Source organism: Mesorhizobium sp. L2C084A000 (assembly GCF_000502875.1).
GTDB lineage: Bacteria > Pseudomonadota > Alphaproteobacteria > Rhizobiales > Rhizobiaceae > Mesorhizobium.
The window spans coordinates 188,808-203,190 of the sequence record NZ_AYWX01000001.1 but is presented as its reverse complement, the minus strand read 5'-3'; the positions used below and the strand labels follow the sequence as shown (position 1 = coordinate 203,190).

General features: G+C 63.4%; 19 protein-coding genes. 9 read left to right on the top strand and 10 right to left on the bottom strand.

Annotation, left to right across the window (positions count from 1 at the left end):
• The first annotated feature begins 14 nt into the window (after positions 1-14).
• The 5 genes from X735_RS164515 to X735_RS164535 all read left to right on the top strand — a co-directional run bounded on the left by X735_RS164515 (position 15) and on the right by X735_RS164535 (position 2,715).
• Positions 15-422 carry an AtpZ/AtpI family protein gene (locus tag X735_RS164515; RefSeq protein WP_023808678.1) on the top strand — a complete coding sequence of 136 codons (408 nt, stop codon included), beginning with the start codon at positions 15-17 and terminating at the stop codon, positions 420-422.
• A 59-nt stretch (positions 423-481) separates the two neighbouring features.
• A complete protein-coding gene (locus X735_RS164520) occupies positions 482-1,240 on the top strand; it encodes a F0F1 ATP synthase subunit A (RefSeq protein WP_023808677.1) in 759 nt (252 codons plus the stop codon).
• Positions 1,241-1,325: 85 nt separating this feature from the next.
• On the top strand, positions 1,326-1,550 hold the full coding sequence (locus X735_RS164525; protein ID WP_006206606.1) for a F0F1 ATP synthase subunit C: 225 nt from the start codon (positions 1,326-1,328) through the stop codon (positions 1,548-1,550).
• A 63-nt stretch (positions 1,551-1,613) separates the two neighbouring features.
• Positions 1,614-2,213: a F0F1 ATP synthase subunit B gene (locus tag X735_RS164530; RefSeq protein WP_023808676.1), complete on the top strand. Its 600-nt coding sequence runs from the start codon at positions 1,614-1,616 to the stop codon at positions 2,211-2,213.
• A 10-nt stretch (positions 2,214-2,223) separates the two neighbouring features.
• Positions 2,224-2,715 carry a F0F1 ATP synthase subunit B gene (locus X735_RS164535; protein ID WP_023808675.1) on the top strand — a complete coding sequence of 164 codons (492 nt, stop codon included), beginning with the start codon at positions 2,224-2,226 and terminating at the stop codon, positions 2,713-2,715.
• A gap of 131 nt (positions 2,716-2,846) precedes the next feature.
• On the opposite strand, the gene X735_RS164540 is transcribed toward X735_RS164535, so the two are convergent.
• Complete coding sequence (locus X735_RS164540) at positions 2,847-3,542, bottom strand: ribonuclease HII (RefSeq protein ID WP_023808674.1); 696 nt, start codon at positions 3,540-3,542, stop codon at positions 2,847-2,849.
• Positions 3,543-3,693: 151 nt separating this feature from the next.
• Complete coding sequence (locus X735_RS164545) at positions 3,694-4,848, bottom strand: PA0069 family radical SAM protein (protein ID WP_023808673.1); 1,155 nt, start codon at positions 4,846-4,848, stop codon at positions 3,694-3,696.
• Positions 4,849-4,997: 149 nt separating this feature from the next.
• On the opposite strand from X735_RS164545, the gene X735_RS164550 reads away from it, so the two are divergent.
• The gene (locus X735_RS164550) at positions 4,998-5,522 is read left to right on the top strand and encodes a glycosyltransferase (protein WP_023808672.1); all 525 of its coding nucleotides are present in this window, start codon (positions 4,998-5,000) and stop codon (positions 5,520-5,522) included.
• Positions 5,523-5,665: 143 nt separating this feature from the next.
• Entirely contained in the window at positions 5,666-6,640 is a 975-nt protein-coding gene (locus tag X735_RS164555) for a hypothetical protein (protein ID WP_023808671.1), read from the top strand.
• Positions 6,641-6,647: 7 nt separating this feature from the next.
• Here X735_RS164555 and X735_RS164560 read toward each other — a convergent pair whose 3' ends face one another.
• From X735_RS164560 to X735_RS164590, 7 genes are all read right to left on the bottom strand, one after another.
• Positions 6,648-7,070, bottom strand: coding sequence for an aldehyde-activating protein (locus X735_RS164560; protein WP_023808670.1), 423 nt, complete (start codon positions 7,068-7,070; stop codon positions 6,648-6,650).
• Between the two features lie 137 nt (positions 7,071-7,207).
• Complete coding sequence (moaB, locus tag X735_RS164565) at positions 7,208-7,762, bottom strand: molybdenum cofactor biosynthesis protein B (RefSeq protein ID WP_023808669.1); 555 nt, start codon at positions 7,760-7,762, stop codon at positions 7,208-7,210.
• The gene (locus tag X735_RS164570; protein WP_023808668.1) at positions 7,749-8,648 is read right to left on the bottom strand and encodes a 4-(cytidine 5'-diphospho)-2-C-methyl-D-erythritol kinase; all 900 of its coding nucleotides are present in this window, start codon (positions 8,646-8,648) and stop codon (positions 7,749-7,751) included. The genes moaB and X735_RS164570 overlap by 14 nt, the downstream gene beginning before the upstream one ends.
• 20 nt (positions 8,649-8,668) lie before the next feature.
• Positions 8,669-8,854 (bottom strand): membrane protein, encoded by a 186-nt coding sequence (locus X735_RS164575; RefSeq protein WP_023808667.1) that lies wholly within the window; start codon positions 8,852-8,854, stop codon positions 8,669-8,671.
• Between the two features lie 128 nt (positions 8,855-8,982).
• On the bottom strand, positions 8,983-9,846 hold the full coding sequence (locus tag X735_RS164580) for a S49 family peptidase (protein ID WP_023808666.1): 864 nt from the start codon (positions 9,844-9,846) through the stop codon (positions 8,983-8,985).
• 79 nt (positions 9,847-9,925) lie between these two features.
• Positions 9,926-10,726 carry a methyltransferase gene (locus X735_RS164585; RefSeq protein ID WP_023808665.1) on the bottom strand — a complete coding sequence of 267 codons (801 nt, stop codon included), beginning with the start codon at positions 10,724-10,726 and terminating at the stop codon, positions 9,926-9,928.
• Positions 10,726-10,950 carry a DUF2007 domain-containing protein gene (locus tag X735_RS164590; RefSeq protein WP_023808664.1) on the bottom strand — a complete coding sequence of 75 codons (225 nt, stop codon included), beginning with the start codon at positions 10,948-10,950 and terminating at the stop codon, positions 10,726-10,728. The genes X735_RS164585 and X735_RS164590 overlap by 1 nt, the downstream gene beginning before the upstream one ends.
• A 221-nt stretch (positions 10,951-11,171) precedes the next feature.
• Here X735_RS164590 and X735_RS164595 point away from each other — a divergent pair, with 221 nt between their 5' ends.
• On the top strand, positions 11,172-12,188 hold the full coding sequence (locus tag X735_RS164595; protein ID WP_023808663.1) for a polyprenyl synthetase family protein: 1,017 nt from the start codon (positions 11,172-11,174) through the stop codon (positions 12,186-12,188).
• Between the two features lie 21 nt (positions 12,189-12,209).
• Here X735_RS164595 and X735_RS164600 read toward each other — a convergent pair whose 3' ends face one another.
• On the bottom strand, positions 12,210-13,646 hold the full coding sequence (locus X735_RS164600) for an MFS transporter (RefSeq protein WP_023808662.1): 1,437 nt from the start codon (positions 13,644-13,646) through the stop codon (positions 12,210-12,212).
• Between the two features lie 73 nt (positions 13,647-13,719).
• On the opposite strand from X735_RS164600, the gene X735_RS164605 reads away from it, so the two are divergent.
• Positions 13,720-14,349 carry a TetR/AcrR family transcriptional regulator gene (locus X735_RS164605; protein ID WP_245273037.1) on the top strand — a complete coding sequence of 210 codons (630 nt, stop codon included), beginning with the start codon at positions 13,720-13,722 and terminating at the stop codon, positions 14,347-14,349.
• The last annotated feature ends 34 nt before the right edge of the window (positions 14,350-14,383 follow it).

The following is a 14,383-nucleotide window of genomic DNA, read 5'->3' as shown; positions in this document are numbered from 1 at the left end:
GCAGGGGGGTTGCGATGGCCGACAAGAATGGGCCAGACGGAACCGGAAAAACCGGCCGCGGCAATCAGCATGAACCCGATATCCGCGACGACGATCTTGAGCGCCGCCGCCGTGACCTTGAAGCTTCGCTTGCGACAAGGCGGCCGGGCCGGCTCGAGGGGAAAGACGACGCGAAAGCGGGCAGTGTGGCCGGTTATGGTCAGGCGCTCAAACTCTCCAGCGAGTTTATCGCCGGGGTGGTGGTGGGTGCCGGCATCGGCTGGATCATCGACCGTCTGGCGGGGACATCGCCATGGGGTCTGATCGTGTTTCTGCTGCTTGGTTTTGGCGCCGGAGTGCTCAATGTGATGCGTTCCGCCGGCGTTGTGGCAGAATTTGGACAGGGCGATAAATCGCGCCGTGACCAAGACGACAAGAAATGACCGCGCTTCATGTGCGGTAATGGTAACGAGGCCGTACGCGGCATTGACGGGGTTTGAACGTGGCAGCTGACAAGGTCGATCCGATCCACCAGTTCCATATCAACAAGCTGATTCCGATCGACATCGGCGGCTATGACCTGTCTTTCACCAATTCGGCGCTGTTCATGGTCGCAACCGTGATCGTCGCGGCTGGATTCCTGTTTCTCACGACGTCGAGCCGCAGCCTGGTTCCCGGGCGGCTTCAGTCGGTCTCCGAGATGGCCTACGAGTTCGTCGGCAACATGTTGCGCGATGCCGCCGGCACGCAAGGCATGAAGTTCTTCCCTCTCGTGTTCTCGCTGTTCATGTTCGTGCTCGTCGCCAATCTGCTTGGCCTGTTCCCGTATTTCTTCACCGTCACCAGCCACATCATCGTCACCTTCGGCCTTGCTGTGCTGGTGATCGCAACCGTGGTCGTCTACGGCTTCATGAAGCATGGTTTTGGCTTCCTGAAACTGTTCGTGCCGCATGGCGTGCCGGTCTTCCTGCTGCCACTGGTGGTGCTGATCGAAGTGATCTCCTTCGTGTCGCGCCCGGTCAGCCTCTCGGTTCGTCTGTTCGCCAACATGCTCGCCGGCCACATCACGCTGAAGGTGTTCTCCGGCTTCGTGGTCAGCCTGAGCGCGCTCGGCGCGGTCGGCGTCGCCGGCTCTATCCTGCCTCTGGCGATGGCGGTGGCGCTGACGGCACTGGAACTGCTGGTCGCCTTCCTGCAGGCCTACGTCTTTGCCGTGTTGACCTGCATGTATCTCAACGACGCCCTGCACCCCGGGCATTAGGTCCAAAAGTTTCCGGCCCAGGAATTTCCAACATTGGCGCCGGATGGAATCGCAACGGAATTTTAGATCCAAAGGAGTTGAACAAATGGACGCAGAAGCAGCAAAGTACATCGGCGCCGGCATCGCTTGCCTGGGCATGGGTGGCGCGGGCATTGGCCTCGGCAACATCTTCGGCAGCTACCTGGCGGGCGCTCTGCGCAACCCGTCGGCTGCCGATGGCCAGTTCGGCCGCCTGATCTTCGGCTTCGCCGTGACCGAAGCTCTGGGCATCTTCTCGCTTCTCATCGCGCTTCTGGCCCTGTTCGGCTGAGCACTCGGGAAGATTGGACAGGCCGGCCGCGCAAGCGGCGGGCCTGAATTTCGGGGATAGTCCATGTTCGTGACATCTGCCTTTGCGCAAGAGTCCGCGCCATCAGCCGATACCAGCCACGCTGCGACGGAAGGCGAAACGCATTCCGGCACCAGCGTGCCTGCTGAAGCGCATGGCACGTTTCCGCCATTCGATCCGGCGACGTTCCCGTCGCAGCTTCTGTGGCTGGCGATCACCTTCGGGCTGTTCTATCTCTTCCTGAAGCGGGTGGTGATGCCGCGCGTCGGCGGCATCATCGATGTCCGCAACGATCGCATCACGCAGGACCTTGATCAGGCGGCCAAGTTGAAGGGCGAGGCCGACGCCGCCGTTGCTGCCTACGAGCAGGAACTGGCGGAAGCCAAGACCAAGGCCAACGCGATCGGCCAGCAGGCCAACGACGCGGCCAAGGCCGAGGCCGACACCGCGCGCAAGAAGGTCGAGGCCGCGCTCGACGCCAAGCTTGGCGAAGCCGAAGCCCGCATTTCTTCCATCAAGGCCAATGCCATGAAGGAAGTCGGCAGCATCGCCGAGGATACCGCTTCGGCGATCGTCGAAGCCCTGGCTGGCGGCAAGGCCAGCAAGGCCGAGATCGCGGCCGCGGTCAAATCCGTGGCCCGGTGAGGAGCGCATCATGGATTACACATCTCTCGCGACGCTCTGGGCCACGGTTGCCCTGGTCATCTTCCTGGGCATTGCCGTCTACATCAAGGTGCCTCGCCTGATCGCCAAGGCGCTCGACGCCCGCGCCGCCAGGATCAGCAATGAACTGGACGAAGCACGCCGACTGCGCGAGGAGGCCCAGCAACTGCTTGGCCAGTATCAGCGCAAGCGCAAGGAAGCCGAGCAGGAGGCCGCCGACATCGTCGCCGCCGCCAAGCGCGAAGCCGATATGCTTGCCGCCGAGGCGCACAAGAAAACCGAGGACTATGTTGTCAGGCGCACCGCGCTTGCCGAACAGAAGATCGGCCAGGCCGAGCGTGACGCCATCAGCGAAGTCCGCGCCAGCGCCGTCGATATCGCCGTCGAGGCAGCGCGCGCGCTGCTTGCCGGCAAGATCGACGCCAAGGCCGGTGCCGATCTGTTCAAGGCTTCGCTTGCGGACGTGAAGTCGAAGCTGAACTGAGCCCTCACAGCCCTCATACAATTAAAGCCGCCCGGGCAACCTGGCGGCTTTTTTGCTTGGAGAGTGCGTGAGACGCTGAAGCGGTCAATCTCCCCACAAGGGGGAGATTGACTTGTCGCTGCTGCCGTTGCTCAATCCAGCCCAGCAAAGCTCTCTTCTTCGACCACTTCAGCGCCACCCAGCCTGAACGGCGAAAACGACACGCGATGCAGCCGCGCCACCGGGCCATGCGCTTCGATCGCGGTGCGATGGCGAAGCGTGGCGTAGCCCATATGGACTTCGAACCCGTAGCGGTCGTGGTGGTTGCCGCATCCGCACATCATGCGGTCCCGCATTACCTTGGCGACGATCGAGGCGGCAGCGATCGATTGCGAACGCTGGTCGCCCTTGATCAGCGCGCGCCCTTCACAAGGCAGCCCCGGTGGCACGTCGCGTCCGTCGGCAAGGGCGAGTTTCGGTCGGACCGACAGCCCGACCAGGGCGCGGCGCATGGCTTCCAGGCTTGCCTTGAGGATGTTGCTGCCGTCGATGCCCTCGGCGCTGATGGAGGCCATTGAGACCGCCTGCGCAGAGCCGAGAATTCGCAGGAACAAGGCCTCACGCTGCAAATGGCTGAGGCGTTTGGAATCGTCGAGGCCGTCCGGAATGTTGGCGGGATCGAGCACCACGGCCGCGGCGACCACCGGCCCGGCCAGGGGGCCACGGCCGGCCTCGTCCATCCCGGCGACCGGCCACAGGCCCTCCGCCATCGCCTTCGTCTCGAAGGAGAAGTCAGGCTTCTCGATGATCTCAAAGAGAGGCGGAGAATCAGAACGCGCGCGAGCCATGTTGCGGCGAGGTTCGCATCGGCTCTGATTCTCCGCAAGTCCCTCCGGGTCGGGTGGGGCGCCGGACCGGGAGGGCACCGTCTGCAGGCCGGGGCAGGCCGGACGGGATTCTGGTGCCGCGACGGATCAAACCACCGCGACGAATTGTCTCTCAAAGCAGCGTCAGCTGCACCTGGTCTTTCCCGGCGGCAACGAACTGGTCGGTCCGCAGCGTGCGCCGTTCGGCATTGAGGCCGAGCCGCTTGGCTGTGATCTCGAAGCGCCGGCCGATCTGCCAGGCGTAGGGACCGGCGCCCTTCATGCGCTTGCCCCATTCCGAATCGTAGTCCTTGCCGTCGCGCATCGAGCGGACCAGCGACATCACATGGCGGTAGCGGTCGGGATAATGGCGCAGCAGCCAATCCTTGAAGATCGGGCTGACCTCCAGCGGCAGGCGCAGGATCACGTAGCCCGCTTCGCGCGCGCCGGCCGCACGTGCGGAATCGAGGATGCGTTCCATCTCCGGATCGGTCAGGCCCGGAATGATAGGAGCCACCATGACCGACGCCGGAATGCCGGCATCCGAAAGCTGCCGGATCGCTTCCAGCCGCTTGGTCGGTGTCGACGCGCGCGGCTCCATGGTGCGCGCCAGCATACGGTCGAGCGTCGTCACCGACAGCGCCACCTTGGCGAGCCCGCGTTCGGCCATGCGTGACAGGATATCGATATCGCGCGTCACCAGAGCGGACTTTGTCACGATGCCGACTGGATGGCCGCGCGCTTCCAGCACTTCGAGAATTTCGCGCATGATCCGGTATTGCTTCTCGATCGGCTGGTAGGGGTCGGTGTTGGTGCCGATGGCGATGGTGCGCGGCTGGTAGCTGTCTTTCGAAAGCTCCTTGTCAAGCAAGCGCGCCGCATCAGGCTTGGCGAACAACTTCGATTCGAAATCCAGACCCGGCGACAGGCCCATGAACGCGTGCGTCGGGCGGGCAAAGCAATAGACGCAGCCATGCTCGCAGCCGCGATAGGGGTTGATGGAACGGTCGAAGGAAATGTCGGGCGATTCGTTGCGGGTGATGATTGTGCGCGGCTTCTCGACCTGCACTTCGGTCTTGAAGGGCGGCAGTTCCTCCAGCGAATTCCAGCCATCGTCGAACACGTGCCGGCTGACCGGCTCGAACCGGCCGGACGGATTGATACCCGCTGACCTGCCGCGGTTGCGGTCCGGGCGGACACGCATGCCGCTCTGCTCGACCATCGCGTTGGCCATCTCGGCTCTTCCTGCTCCGAAAGCTGCAATGTCGGCGCGCACGATCTGTTCCATTTTCGCCCGCTCCCAGGGACTGTCCATGTTGTGTCGAATCGCTCTGCTCATGAAATTATTCCTATTTCGTTGATAAGAACAAAGCAAGAACTTTCTATGGTGCGATGCAAAACTGGCGCTGTCGGGCGCTTTCCGCTATTCGGCTAAGGATGCTCAGTGTTCTCATCGAAACCCGCAACGACGAGGAGGGCCTCGCCCGCACGCTCGCCTCGCTGATTGGCGGCGCGGTCGAAGGCGTGGTGCGTGAAGTCATCGTCTGCGACACAGGCTCTACCGACCAGACGCATCATGTGGCCGAGCATGCCGGCTGTCAGTACGTGACGGGCGGTGTCGCTGCCGGCATCCGCCAGGCCAAGGGGGATTGGTTGCTGCTCCTGGAGCCGGGCGCGCGGCTGGTGGAGGGCTGGATCGATGAAGTTGTCGCCCATACGGCCAGGCAGACCATGGCGGCACGGTTTTCGCGCACGCGAGCCAGTCGCACGCCATTCCTGGCCCGGGTCTTTTCGGGAAACCGCGCCTTGGCCGACGGCTTGCTGATCAGCAAGCGTCAGGCGGCGGCCGCGGCCAAGAGTGCCGGCAGTGCCGAGGCCATCGCCCGCGGCCTCGCGACGAAGCGGCTCGACGCCGAAATCTGGATGGCGCCGGCCAAGCAGGAGCGCCGCCCCTCGACGTGATTTTTTGCAGTTGCTCAGGTCATTGTGCATTGCACAAAGTTTGACGCGGGGTTAGCTTCCGTTCAAGCGGGAATTGGGTTTGGGTCATGCCGAGAGGCGAGCACCGATGCGGCATCGGTGGTGCTCTCATAGCCGAGGACCCAATGAAGCTTTCAACCCCCGACACATCCGGCGCGGCCAGTCTCGAGGCCATTGCGCGCAACGGCAGCCTGCTGCGGCGCATCGCCGTGCGTATTCCAACCTATCTGACGGACCTGCGTGAGAACCCTGCCTGGCTGCCGATGTTCGTGTTGGCGCGCACCATGCCCGGACGCCGCATGCATTGGCTCGGCGCAAAGCGCGCCCGCCCGGTCGCCAATGCCGGGGATACGATGTTTGCCGGTGTCGAACGGGGAGCGGTCGTCGATGCGTTGCGCTCCGACGGGCTGTTCTCAGGCCTGGTCCTGCCGCCTGATATCCATGAAGAGATCGCCGACTTCGCCGGGCGCACGCCTTGCTTCGGCAATTTCGACCGCCGTCTCGAATTCATGCCGGGGGAACATGCCGAGGCCGAGAAACGCCTTGGCCGCTCGCTGCTTAGCGGGCATTTTTTCGAGCGCATCCTCGACTGCCCGGCGGCGCTTGCCATCCAGCGCGATCCGCTGCTTCTGGATATTGCCGCGCACTATCTCGGCGGCCAGGCGAAACTGATCACGACGCGGGTCTGGTGGAGTTTTCCCACAGGTGCCGCTTCGGATGCCGACAAGAACCTCGCCTCGCTCGGCAAGTATCATTTTGACCTCGACGACTGGCGCATGCTGAAATTCTTCTTCTACCTCAAGCCGGTCGACGCCGACACCGGTCCGCATGTCTATGTCAGGGGCAGCCACAAGCGCCGCAGCCTAAAGCATCAGCTTACCCTTCTGGTCGGCCATCCCGCGCAACAGGTTCTGGATGTCTATGGCGAGCAGAGCCCGGTGACGCTGACCGGCGAGGCCGGTCTCGGCTTCGTCGAGGACCCCTTTGGCTTTCATATGGGCACCGTGCCGGCACGCACGCCGCGACTGATGATGGAAGTCGGCTTCGGCGTATCGCCGCCGTCGCGCCGACGGTTTCATGGCGAGCCGGTCATCCGCTGAGAGCTGCCTATCCGAAGCTCATCTCGACAGGCGTCCAGTGAGCGCGGCGCCTGGCTTGGCGCTGTGCCCGGCTTTCGGCATCGAAGTCGACACGAGCCGGCTCCTGATTGAACCGCTCTCGGTCGTCCAGGGCGTTGATGATGACGATCGCCCTTGCGTCATCCTCTCCGGCGATTGCGGCGACATAGACGCCGCAATCCCGGCAGATCAAATAGTCGGCCGTCCTCAGCCCGAACTGATATTTTCGCAATCGCGCCTCATCCTTGACCGAGATGGTCAGTCTGCCGTCCGGATCGGCAATGGCGCGCGAACCATGTCTGACACAGAACGAGCATTGGCAGGCGCGAACTTCGATTTGCGATGGGTCGAGTTCGGTTGAAAATGCAAGGCGTATGTTGCCGCAATGGCATCCGCCGGTATGCGTGGTCATGGTTCTGCCTTGTCGTGATGGCGATGATCGCCTTCAGGCAAGGTACTTTTCCGAGGTTCGGTTTGGAATGGTGTTTCGAAGGCACCGGTGCTGTTCTGCCTGCAAAAGCGGCGTGGAACCGACGCTTTGCCTGGCTTTTACAAAGCCGATTTGCCGCGCCGTAAATGCTCGTCCAGGCGCGGCATGATCTCGACGAAGTTGCACGGCATGTGCCGGTAGTCGAGCTGCGCTTTCAGGATGCCGTCCCACGCGTCCTTGCAGGCGCCTGGCGAACCCGGCAGCACGAAGACGAAGGTGGCGTTGACGACGCCGCCGGTCGCCCGACTCTGGATCGTCGAGGTGCCGATCTTGTCGTAGGAAATCCGGTGGAACACTTCCGAAAAGCCATCCATGCGCTTTTCGAAGATCGGCTCCAGCGCGTCCGGCGTCACGTCACGGCCTGTGAAGCCGGTGCCGCCGGTGGTGATGACGACATCGATATTCTTGTCCTGTGACCACGCCAGAACCGTGTCGCGGATTTTCTCGCGGTCGTCGGTGACGATATTGCGGGCCGCCAGCAGATGGCCGGCCTCGGTGATGCGGTCGGCCAGCGTCTGGCCGGATTTGTCGTCGGCGAGGCTGCGCGTATCCGAAACGGTCAGCACCGCGATGCGCACGGGAATGAAGGAGCGGCTCTCGTCAATTCTGGCCATCTGCGCCCTCCGATGCGATGCTGCGCGTCGCGGCAACGAACCAGTCGGGCTGGCGGCCGCGGATTTCGGCGGCGGCGCGCTTGGCGACATTGCCGGTTTCGAACAGGCCGAAACATGTCGCGCCGGATCCCGACATCCGCGAGAACCCCGATCCGGCCTTGTTCAGCCAGGAAAGCGCCCTGCCGATTGCGGGTTGCACCTCCAGCGCCGCGGGCTCGAGATCGTTGCGGGTGATCTCCAGCCAGTTGCGCAGGCTGTGAAAATCGATGCTGCGCGGCAGCGGCGGCAAGGCCTCATTGTCGCGCCGGGAAAGCGCTGCAAAGACATCCGCCGTCGACACCGGGGTGCCTGGATTGACCAACACCAGGCCAAGCGCCGAAAAATCCGGCACCATCGACAGTTCATCGCCGATGCCACGCGCCACCAGCGGCTTTGCCGCCAGGCACATCGGCACATCGGCGCCAAGCGAAAGGCCGATCCGCGCCAGCTCGCTGCCATCGATGTCCAGCGCCCATGTCTCCACCAGTCCGCGCAGCACGGTCGCCGCGTCGCTCGAACCGCCGCCGACGCCGGAGGCAACCGGCAGGTTCTTTTCCAGCCGAATAGCGACCGGCGGTGTTCTCTCGTGCCCGGCTGTCTGCCGCAGGGCATCGCGCGCCTTGAGCACCAGATTGCTGGCGTCGAGAGGAACGGCCGGGGCGTAACGGCCGGATACGGTAAACTCATCGCCGTCGGCGGGCGCGATTTCGACCCTGTCGCCAAACCGTGTGAACACCGCCAGGCTCTCGATCAGATGATAGCCGTCAGGGCGCCTGCCGGTGACATGCAGCGCAAGATTGATTTTGGCGTGTGCGTGCCAGCTACGCGACCCGATGTCGGTGTCCACAATCGTCTGCGGGATGATGCTCAGTCCTTGGCCAGCCGGTATTCGCCGGTCTTCGGATCCTTGACCAAAGTGCCGATCGCGCCGTTGGCCGTTTGCTTTTCTGTGCGCCGCACCTTGGCGGTCACGCGCTCGGCTTCCCTAATGAAGGTGCGGTAGCCGAAATAGGCGGCAACGCCAACGACGGCGAAGAAAATGATCTGCGGCATGCCAAAACTCCTCCCACGCTGGGCCGGCGAAGGCGGCCGGTCGGGTCGGTTGATGCATGTCGACCCGCTTTTGGGAACACGACATGCATGAAACTCAAGCTCTCATGCTAGACGGTTTTGCCGGGTTTTCAAAGCCCGAAGCGAGACCACAATGCGCGCTCTTCCGCCGCATCGATCACGCCGCTGGCGGCAGCGGCTGCGATATCGGGCGCTGAAAAGCCCTTGCTTGAGCCGAACAGGCCGAAGCGGCTAAGGAAACCGCGCGGTGTCGTGATCAGCCTGAGTTGGGTTTTCGCCCCGAAACGGGTCTTGAGCACAGTGCGCATGTCGCCGAGCGCATCGACCAGCCCGAGTTCGAGGCCCTTGATGCCGGTCCAGAACAGGCCGGTGAACAGGTCCGGATCGTCCTTCAGTTTCGTGCCGCGCCGCTCCTTGACGAGGTCGATGAAGGTTGCGTGCACCTCGAGCTGCAGCGCCTTCAGCCGCTCGACATCTTCCTTTTTCTCGGGCTTGAACGGATCGAGCACCGCCTTGTTCTGGCCAGCGGTGTGGACACGTCGCTCGATGCCGATCTTCTTCATCAGTTCCGGGAAGCCAAACGAAGCCGAGACGACGCCGATCGACCCGACGATGGAGGACGGATCGGCAAAGATCTCGTCACCGGCGACCGCGATCATGTAGCCGCCCGACGCCGCGACATCCTCGACGAAGACCAGTACCTTTTTGTTCTTTTCCGTGGCCAGGTCACGGATGCGCTTGAAGATCAGCCTAGACTGCACCGGCGAGCCGCCCGGCGAATTGATCGAGATGGCGACCGCCGGCGCGTCGTAGGAAAACGCCTTCTCGATGAGGCCGGCGGTGGAAGCCAGCGACAGGCTCGGCCGAAACTGCCCACCGCCTGCCATGATGGTGCCGTGCAGCCGGATGACCGGAATGGTGACGACGGTGGAGCGCCAGGATTTCGGCAACAGGCGGTTGATGAGTCGTTTCACGAGGGCGCGGTCTCCGGTCGATAGGTTGCAGGCATGTAGGGATTTCCCGGCCAACGGCAATGTGGCCGGGCAGAATAGCTCAATCTCCGAACAGCGAGGCGAGGCCGTTGGTGATCATTTCGCTGCGCTCGTCGGGGCCGTTGCCTGATTGCGCGTGCAGCATCAGGGGCGGGCGGATGGCAAGCTTTCCCCGTGTCCCGAGCGCTGCCCGCACGACGATGCGGATCGCCGCCGCATCGGGACGAGGGTGGACGGCGAGCATCTCGGCATCGCCGAAGCGGCCGGCGATCGCATCGAGAATGGCTCCGAGCTGTTCGGGCCGGGCGATTACGGCGAACCCGCCGCGCGGCCTCACCACCGCCGCCGCACTTCTGATCCAGCTCTCGAACAGCCCGTCCTCCATGACATGGGCTTCCTTTCGCAGGCGATCCGATGTGGCGCGGTCCCGGGGAGCATTGAACGGCGGGTTCATGATGACGAAGTCGAAGTCGTTGTCGGCGAGGCCGGCGGCTGCCCGCGCCCGGCCCGATACGGTGACATCGGCGCCCAGCACGGATGCGCGATCGCTGAGATGGGCATTGCCGGGATGGGCAAGCGTCGCCGCCGCGAAGGCCGCCATTTCCGGCGCGCGTTCGACAAGCACCGCCTCTGCCGCCGGGCAGCGTGACAGCACCGCCAGTCCGGCAGCTCCGGCTCCGGCGCCGAAATCGGCCAGGCGCCCGCCAAAGGTCGATGGCACGGATGCCGCCAGCATCATCGCATCCATGCCGGCGCGATGGCCGCCCTGCTTGGGCTGGACGAGCCAGAACCGGCCGCGATGGAAAGCGTCGACCGTATGGGCCGGCGTATCCGGGACAAGGGCGGCGGGCGCGGCGGACATTATTTTCCGCGGATTTCGTTGGCGATGCCGGCATCCCTGAGGATGCGCCGTGCCGCGTCGGCCTGGTCGGCATCGACCATGACGCGTTTCTGCAAAAGGCCGATCGACCCTTCTAGAATGCTCATATTCTGATCGGCGACAAAGCAGGCGATGCCGGCGTCGCACATCAGCGATTCAACAAAGGAGATGATCACGGCATCGTTGGTGCGGACAAGTTCTATCATCGTATGAAACTCGCAGTTTGCGCTATTGATGTAAACGGGGAGGGGATTCCGAGGCAGAGCCCCGTTCCCTCTCGGGTCCCCGTTCCCTCTCGGGTCGTTGACATTCCGTCATCGACGCCGCGCCAATTCGCCACTTGCCGTGGCCATGTCCGCCGCCCTAGAGTCCATGCAGGGACTAAGGGTGCCGTCGCACGCTCTATACCAAGACGGGAGTGATTGTTGTGGGTGTCGTTCTCAACATCGAAAACGGGAAGCGGGAGCCCGCCTCCATCAAGGATCTGATCGATCTGACAGTGGCGGATATGGGGCGCGTCAATGAATTGATCCTGTCCAAGGCCGGCTCCGACGTCGAGATGATCCCGGAGGTCGCCAACCATTTGATCTCGTCCGGCGGCAAACGGCTGCGGCCGATGCTGACGCTGGCCGCCGCGCAGATGTTCGGCTATGCCGGCGAGGGCCACGTCAAGCTCGCCACCTCCGTCGAATTCATGCACACGGCGACGCTTCTCCACGACGATGTCGTCGACGAGAGCGGCATGCGGCGCGGCAAGAAGACCGCCCGCATGATCTGGGGCAACCAGGCAAGCGTGCTGGTCGGCGACTTCCTGCTCGGCCAGGCTTTCCGCATGATGGTCGATGTCGGCTCGCTCGAAGCGCTCGATATCCTGTCGAGTGCTGCCTCCATCATCGCCGAGGGCGAGGTTATGCAGCTTGCCGCCGCCAAGAACCTCGAAACCACCGAGGACGAGCATTTCGCCGTCATCAAGGCCAAGACCGCCGCACTGTTTTCGGCTGCTGCCGAGGTCGGCCCCGTCATTGCCCAGGCGACCCGCAACGATCGTGCGGCGCTGCGCTCCTACGGCATGAATCTCGGCCTTGCCTTCCAGCTGATCGATGACGCGCTGGACTATGGCGGCACCAGCAAGGATCTCGGCAAGAATGTCGGCGACGATTTCCGCGAAGGCAAGGTGACCTTGCCGGTCATTCTCGCCTATCGGCGGGGCACGAAGGCCGAGCGCACTTTCTGGAAGCGTGCCATCGAGGACAATGTCACCGATGACGCCGGTCTGGAAAAGGCGATCGGCCTGATGACTCGCCATGGCGCCATTGCCGACACGATCGGACGCGCCCGCCATTTCGGCGAGATCGCCCGCGACGCGCTGGCGCCGCTGGAAGCGACGCCGCAGAAATCGGCGCTGATCGACGTCATCGATTTCTGCATCAGCCGGGTGAACTGAGCGGCGTCACCCGGTTGCCGGCTACTTCGCCTTTCCCGGCAAAGCGATTGCGGCAAGCAGGCTGACAACGATGCCCGCCGCCGCCAGCCAGAAGGCGATCTGTATGCCGTCGGCTATCGCGGCCTTCAGTGCATCGCCGCTCAATCCGCCGACATGGCTGTTGGCGATCGCGATCAACGTCGCCATGCCGATCGCGTTGCCGATGTTGAGCGTCGTGCAGGCCATCCCCGAGGCGACGCCCTGTTCGTCGTGAGCCACGCCCGACGCGGCCGCGATCCACATGGCGGTCCAGACGATGCCCTGTCCGACACCGGAGATGATCAGCCCTGGAACGAGAGCCAGATAGAAGCTGTTGGCTGATGCTCCAAGGACCATCAGCGCCGTGCCGGCCGCCCCTATGACCATGCCGCCGACCAGGGTCGAGCGGGTTGAAAAGCGCGTTGCCAGGCGTTCACCGAGCTGCGTGCCGGCGGCGATGGCGATCGACGGCACCAGGAAGGCGAGGCCGGTTTCCAGCGCGGTGAAGCCATGCACGGTCTGCAACAGGACGGTGAGGAAATAGGGCAGGGCCCCGAACGTTCCCATGAACAGGAAGGTGATCGTCATGCCGGCGACGAGGCTGCGATTGCGGAACAGCCGCAGCGGCATCAGCGGGTCAGCGCTCTTCGCCTCAATCAGCGCGAAGGCGATGATGAAGATCGCTGCCAGCGCGGCGCTGGCGACGATCGCTGGCGAACCCCAGCCATATTCAGGTCCCTGGACCAGCGTGAAGACCAGCAATGTGGCGCCCGCAGTGACGGTCAGCGCGCCAGGCAGATCGAAGTTGCGGCGCTGGTGCCGCTTGGGATCGCGTGGAATGATGGCAAATGCGGCGATGATGGCTATGCCAGCCAGCAGCACATTGACGTAGAAGACCGACGACCAGCCGAAGGCGCCTGTCAGGAATCCACCGGCCAGTGAGCCAAGGGTGAGGCCGCTCGCGCCGGCACCGCCCCACACCGCCAGCGCCCTGTTGCGTTCCGGTCCTTCGGCAAACAGGCGATTGATCAGCGAGAGCGTCGCCGGGAACAGGAAAGCGCCGCCGATGCCTTGTACAGCGCGGGCAGCGATGATGATTTCCGGCGACCAGGCGAGGCCGCCGACCAGCGACGAAAGCGCATAGAGCCAGAGAGCGAAGATGAAAATGCGGCGCTGACCGATAAGGTCGGCGGCGCGGCCGCCGAACAGCAGAAAACCGCCGGTAAACACGGTGTAGGCGCTCACCACCCATTGCAAGGTCTGGCCGGAAAAGCCCAGCCCAGCCCCGATTTCGGGCAGCGCCACGAAGACGATGTTGATGTCGAGAGCGATGATAAGCTGGGCGAAGGCGAGCAATGCCAGCGTGGCGCCGCGCTTCGCGCCAACCCCTCCCTGTGTCGCAGTGGCGCCGAACGGCACCCCTTGATCGAGTGAACTCATGCCAATCTCCTTTTGATTCTTTATCGATCGACAAAGAATTGGGTTTGCAATCCGGAGTCAAGCGGATTATTTGTTGATCGATAAAGAAATGGAGACGGCGATGGCGGGACGGCCAAGGGAGTTCGACAGAGCCCAGGCTCTGCAGAAAGCGCGCGATGCCTTCTGGATGCGCGGCTACGAGGGCACCTCGATGGCCGACCTCGTGTCCATGCTTGGTCTGGCATCGGCGCGCATCTATGCCGCCTTTGGCTCGAAGGAGGATCTGTTTCGCGAAGCCGTTGTTCTCTACGAAACCAGCGAAGGAAGCTTCGCCACCAGCGCGCTTGCCGAGGAGCCGACCGCAAGGCGGTTTGTCGAGCGGTTGCTGCGCGATGCAATCGAAATCTACACAAGGCCGGACTTGCCGAAAGGCTGCATGGTCGTCTCGGCCGCCACCAACTGCGCCACGGAAAACGATAACGTGCTGCACTGGCTGGCCGAGCGCCGACTGGCGCGCAATGCATTGATTGTCGAGCGCCTGAGAAAGGGCGTTCGCGACGGCGACCTCAAGCCGGATACTGATCCGGAAGCGCTTGGCGACTACTACACCACGCTGTTGTTTGGCCTCTCTGTGCAGGCGCGCGACGGGGTGCCGAAGAAGCGGCTGCATGACCTGATCACCGTGGCGATGCCTGCACTCGACGGTTTCGTCTCACAGCCTTGAGTCTTGCTTCTGGCGCCTCGCGATTTCGACTGCA

Bases quoted from the DNA above. Each gene is read 5' to 3' on its own strand.
- X735_RS164530 (WP_023808676.1), top strand. From the start codon at position 1,614: ATGTTCGTGACATCTGCCTTTGCGCAAGAGTCCGCGCCATCAGCCGAT.
- X735_RS164545 (WP_023808673.1), bottom strand. From the start codon at position 4,848: ATGGAACAGATCGTGCGCGCCGACATTGCAGCTTTCGGAGCAGGAAGA.
- X735_RS164525 (WP_006206606.1), top strand. From the start codon at position 1,326: ATGGACGCAGAAGCAGCAAAGTACATCGGCGCCGGCATCGCTTGCCTG.
- X735_RS164535 (WP_023808675.1), top strand. From the start codon at position 2,224: ATGGATTACACATCTCTCGCGACGCTCTGGGCCACGGTTGCCCTGGTC.
- X735_RS164560 (WP_023808670.1), bottom strand. From the start codon at position 7,070: ATGACCACGCATACCGGCGGATGCCATTGCGGCAACATACGCCTTGCA.
- X735_RS164585 (WP_023808665.1), bottom strand. From the start codon at position 10,726: ATGTCCGCCGCGCCCGCCGCCCTTGTCCCGGATACGCCGGCCCATACG.
- moaB (WP_023808669.1), bottom strand. From the start codon at position 7,762: ATGGCCAGAATTGACGAGAGCCGCTCCTTCATTCCCGTGCGCATCGCG.
- X735_RS164540 (WP_023808674.1), bottom strand. From the start codon at position 3,542: ATGGCTCGCGCGCGTTCTGATTCTCCGCCTCTCTTTGAGATCATCGAG.
- X735_RS164515 (WP_023808678.1), top strand. From the start codon at position 15: ATGGCCGACAAGAATGGGCCAGACGGAACCGGAAAAACCGGCCGCGGC.
- X735_RS164550 (WP_023808672.1), top strand. From the start codon at position 4,998: ATGCTCAGTGTTCTCATCGAAACCCGCAACGACGAGGAGGGCCTCGCC.
- X735_RS164555 (WP_023808671.1), top strand. From the start codon at position 5,666: ATGAAGCTTTCAACCCCCGACACATCCGGCGCGGCCAGTCTCGAGGCC.
- X735_RS164575 (WP_023808667.1), bottom strand. From the start codon at position 8,854: ATGCCGCAGATCATTTTCTTCGCCGTCGTTGGCGTTGCCGCCTATTTC.
- X735_RS164600 (WP_023808662.1), bottom strand. From the start codon at position 13,646: ATGAGTTCACTCGATCAAGGGGTGCCGTTCGGCGCCACTGCGACACAG.
- X735_RS164590 (WP_023808664.1), bottom strand. From the start codon at position 10,950: ATGATAGAACTTGTCCGCACCAACGATGCCGTGATCATCTCCTTTGTT.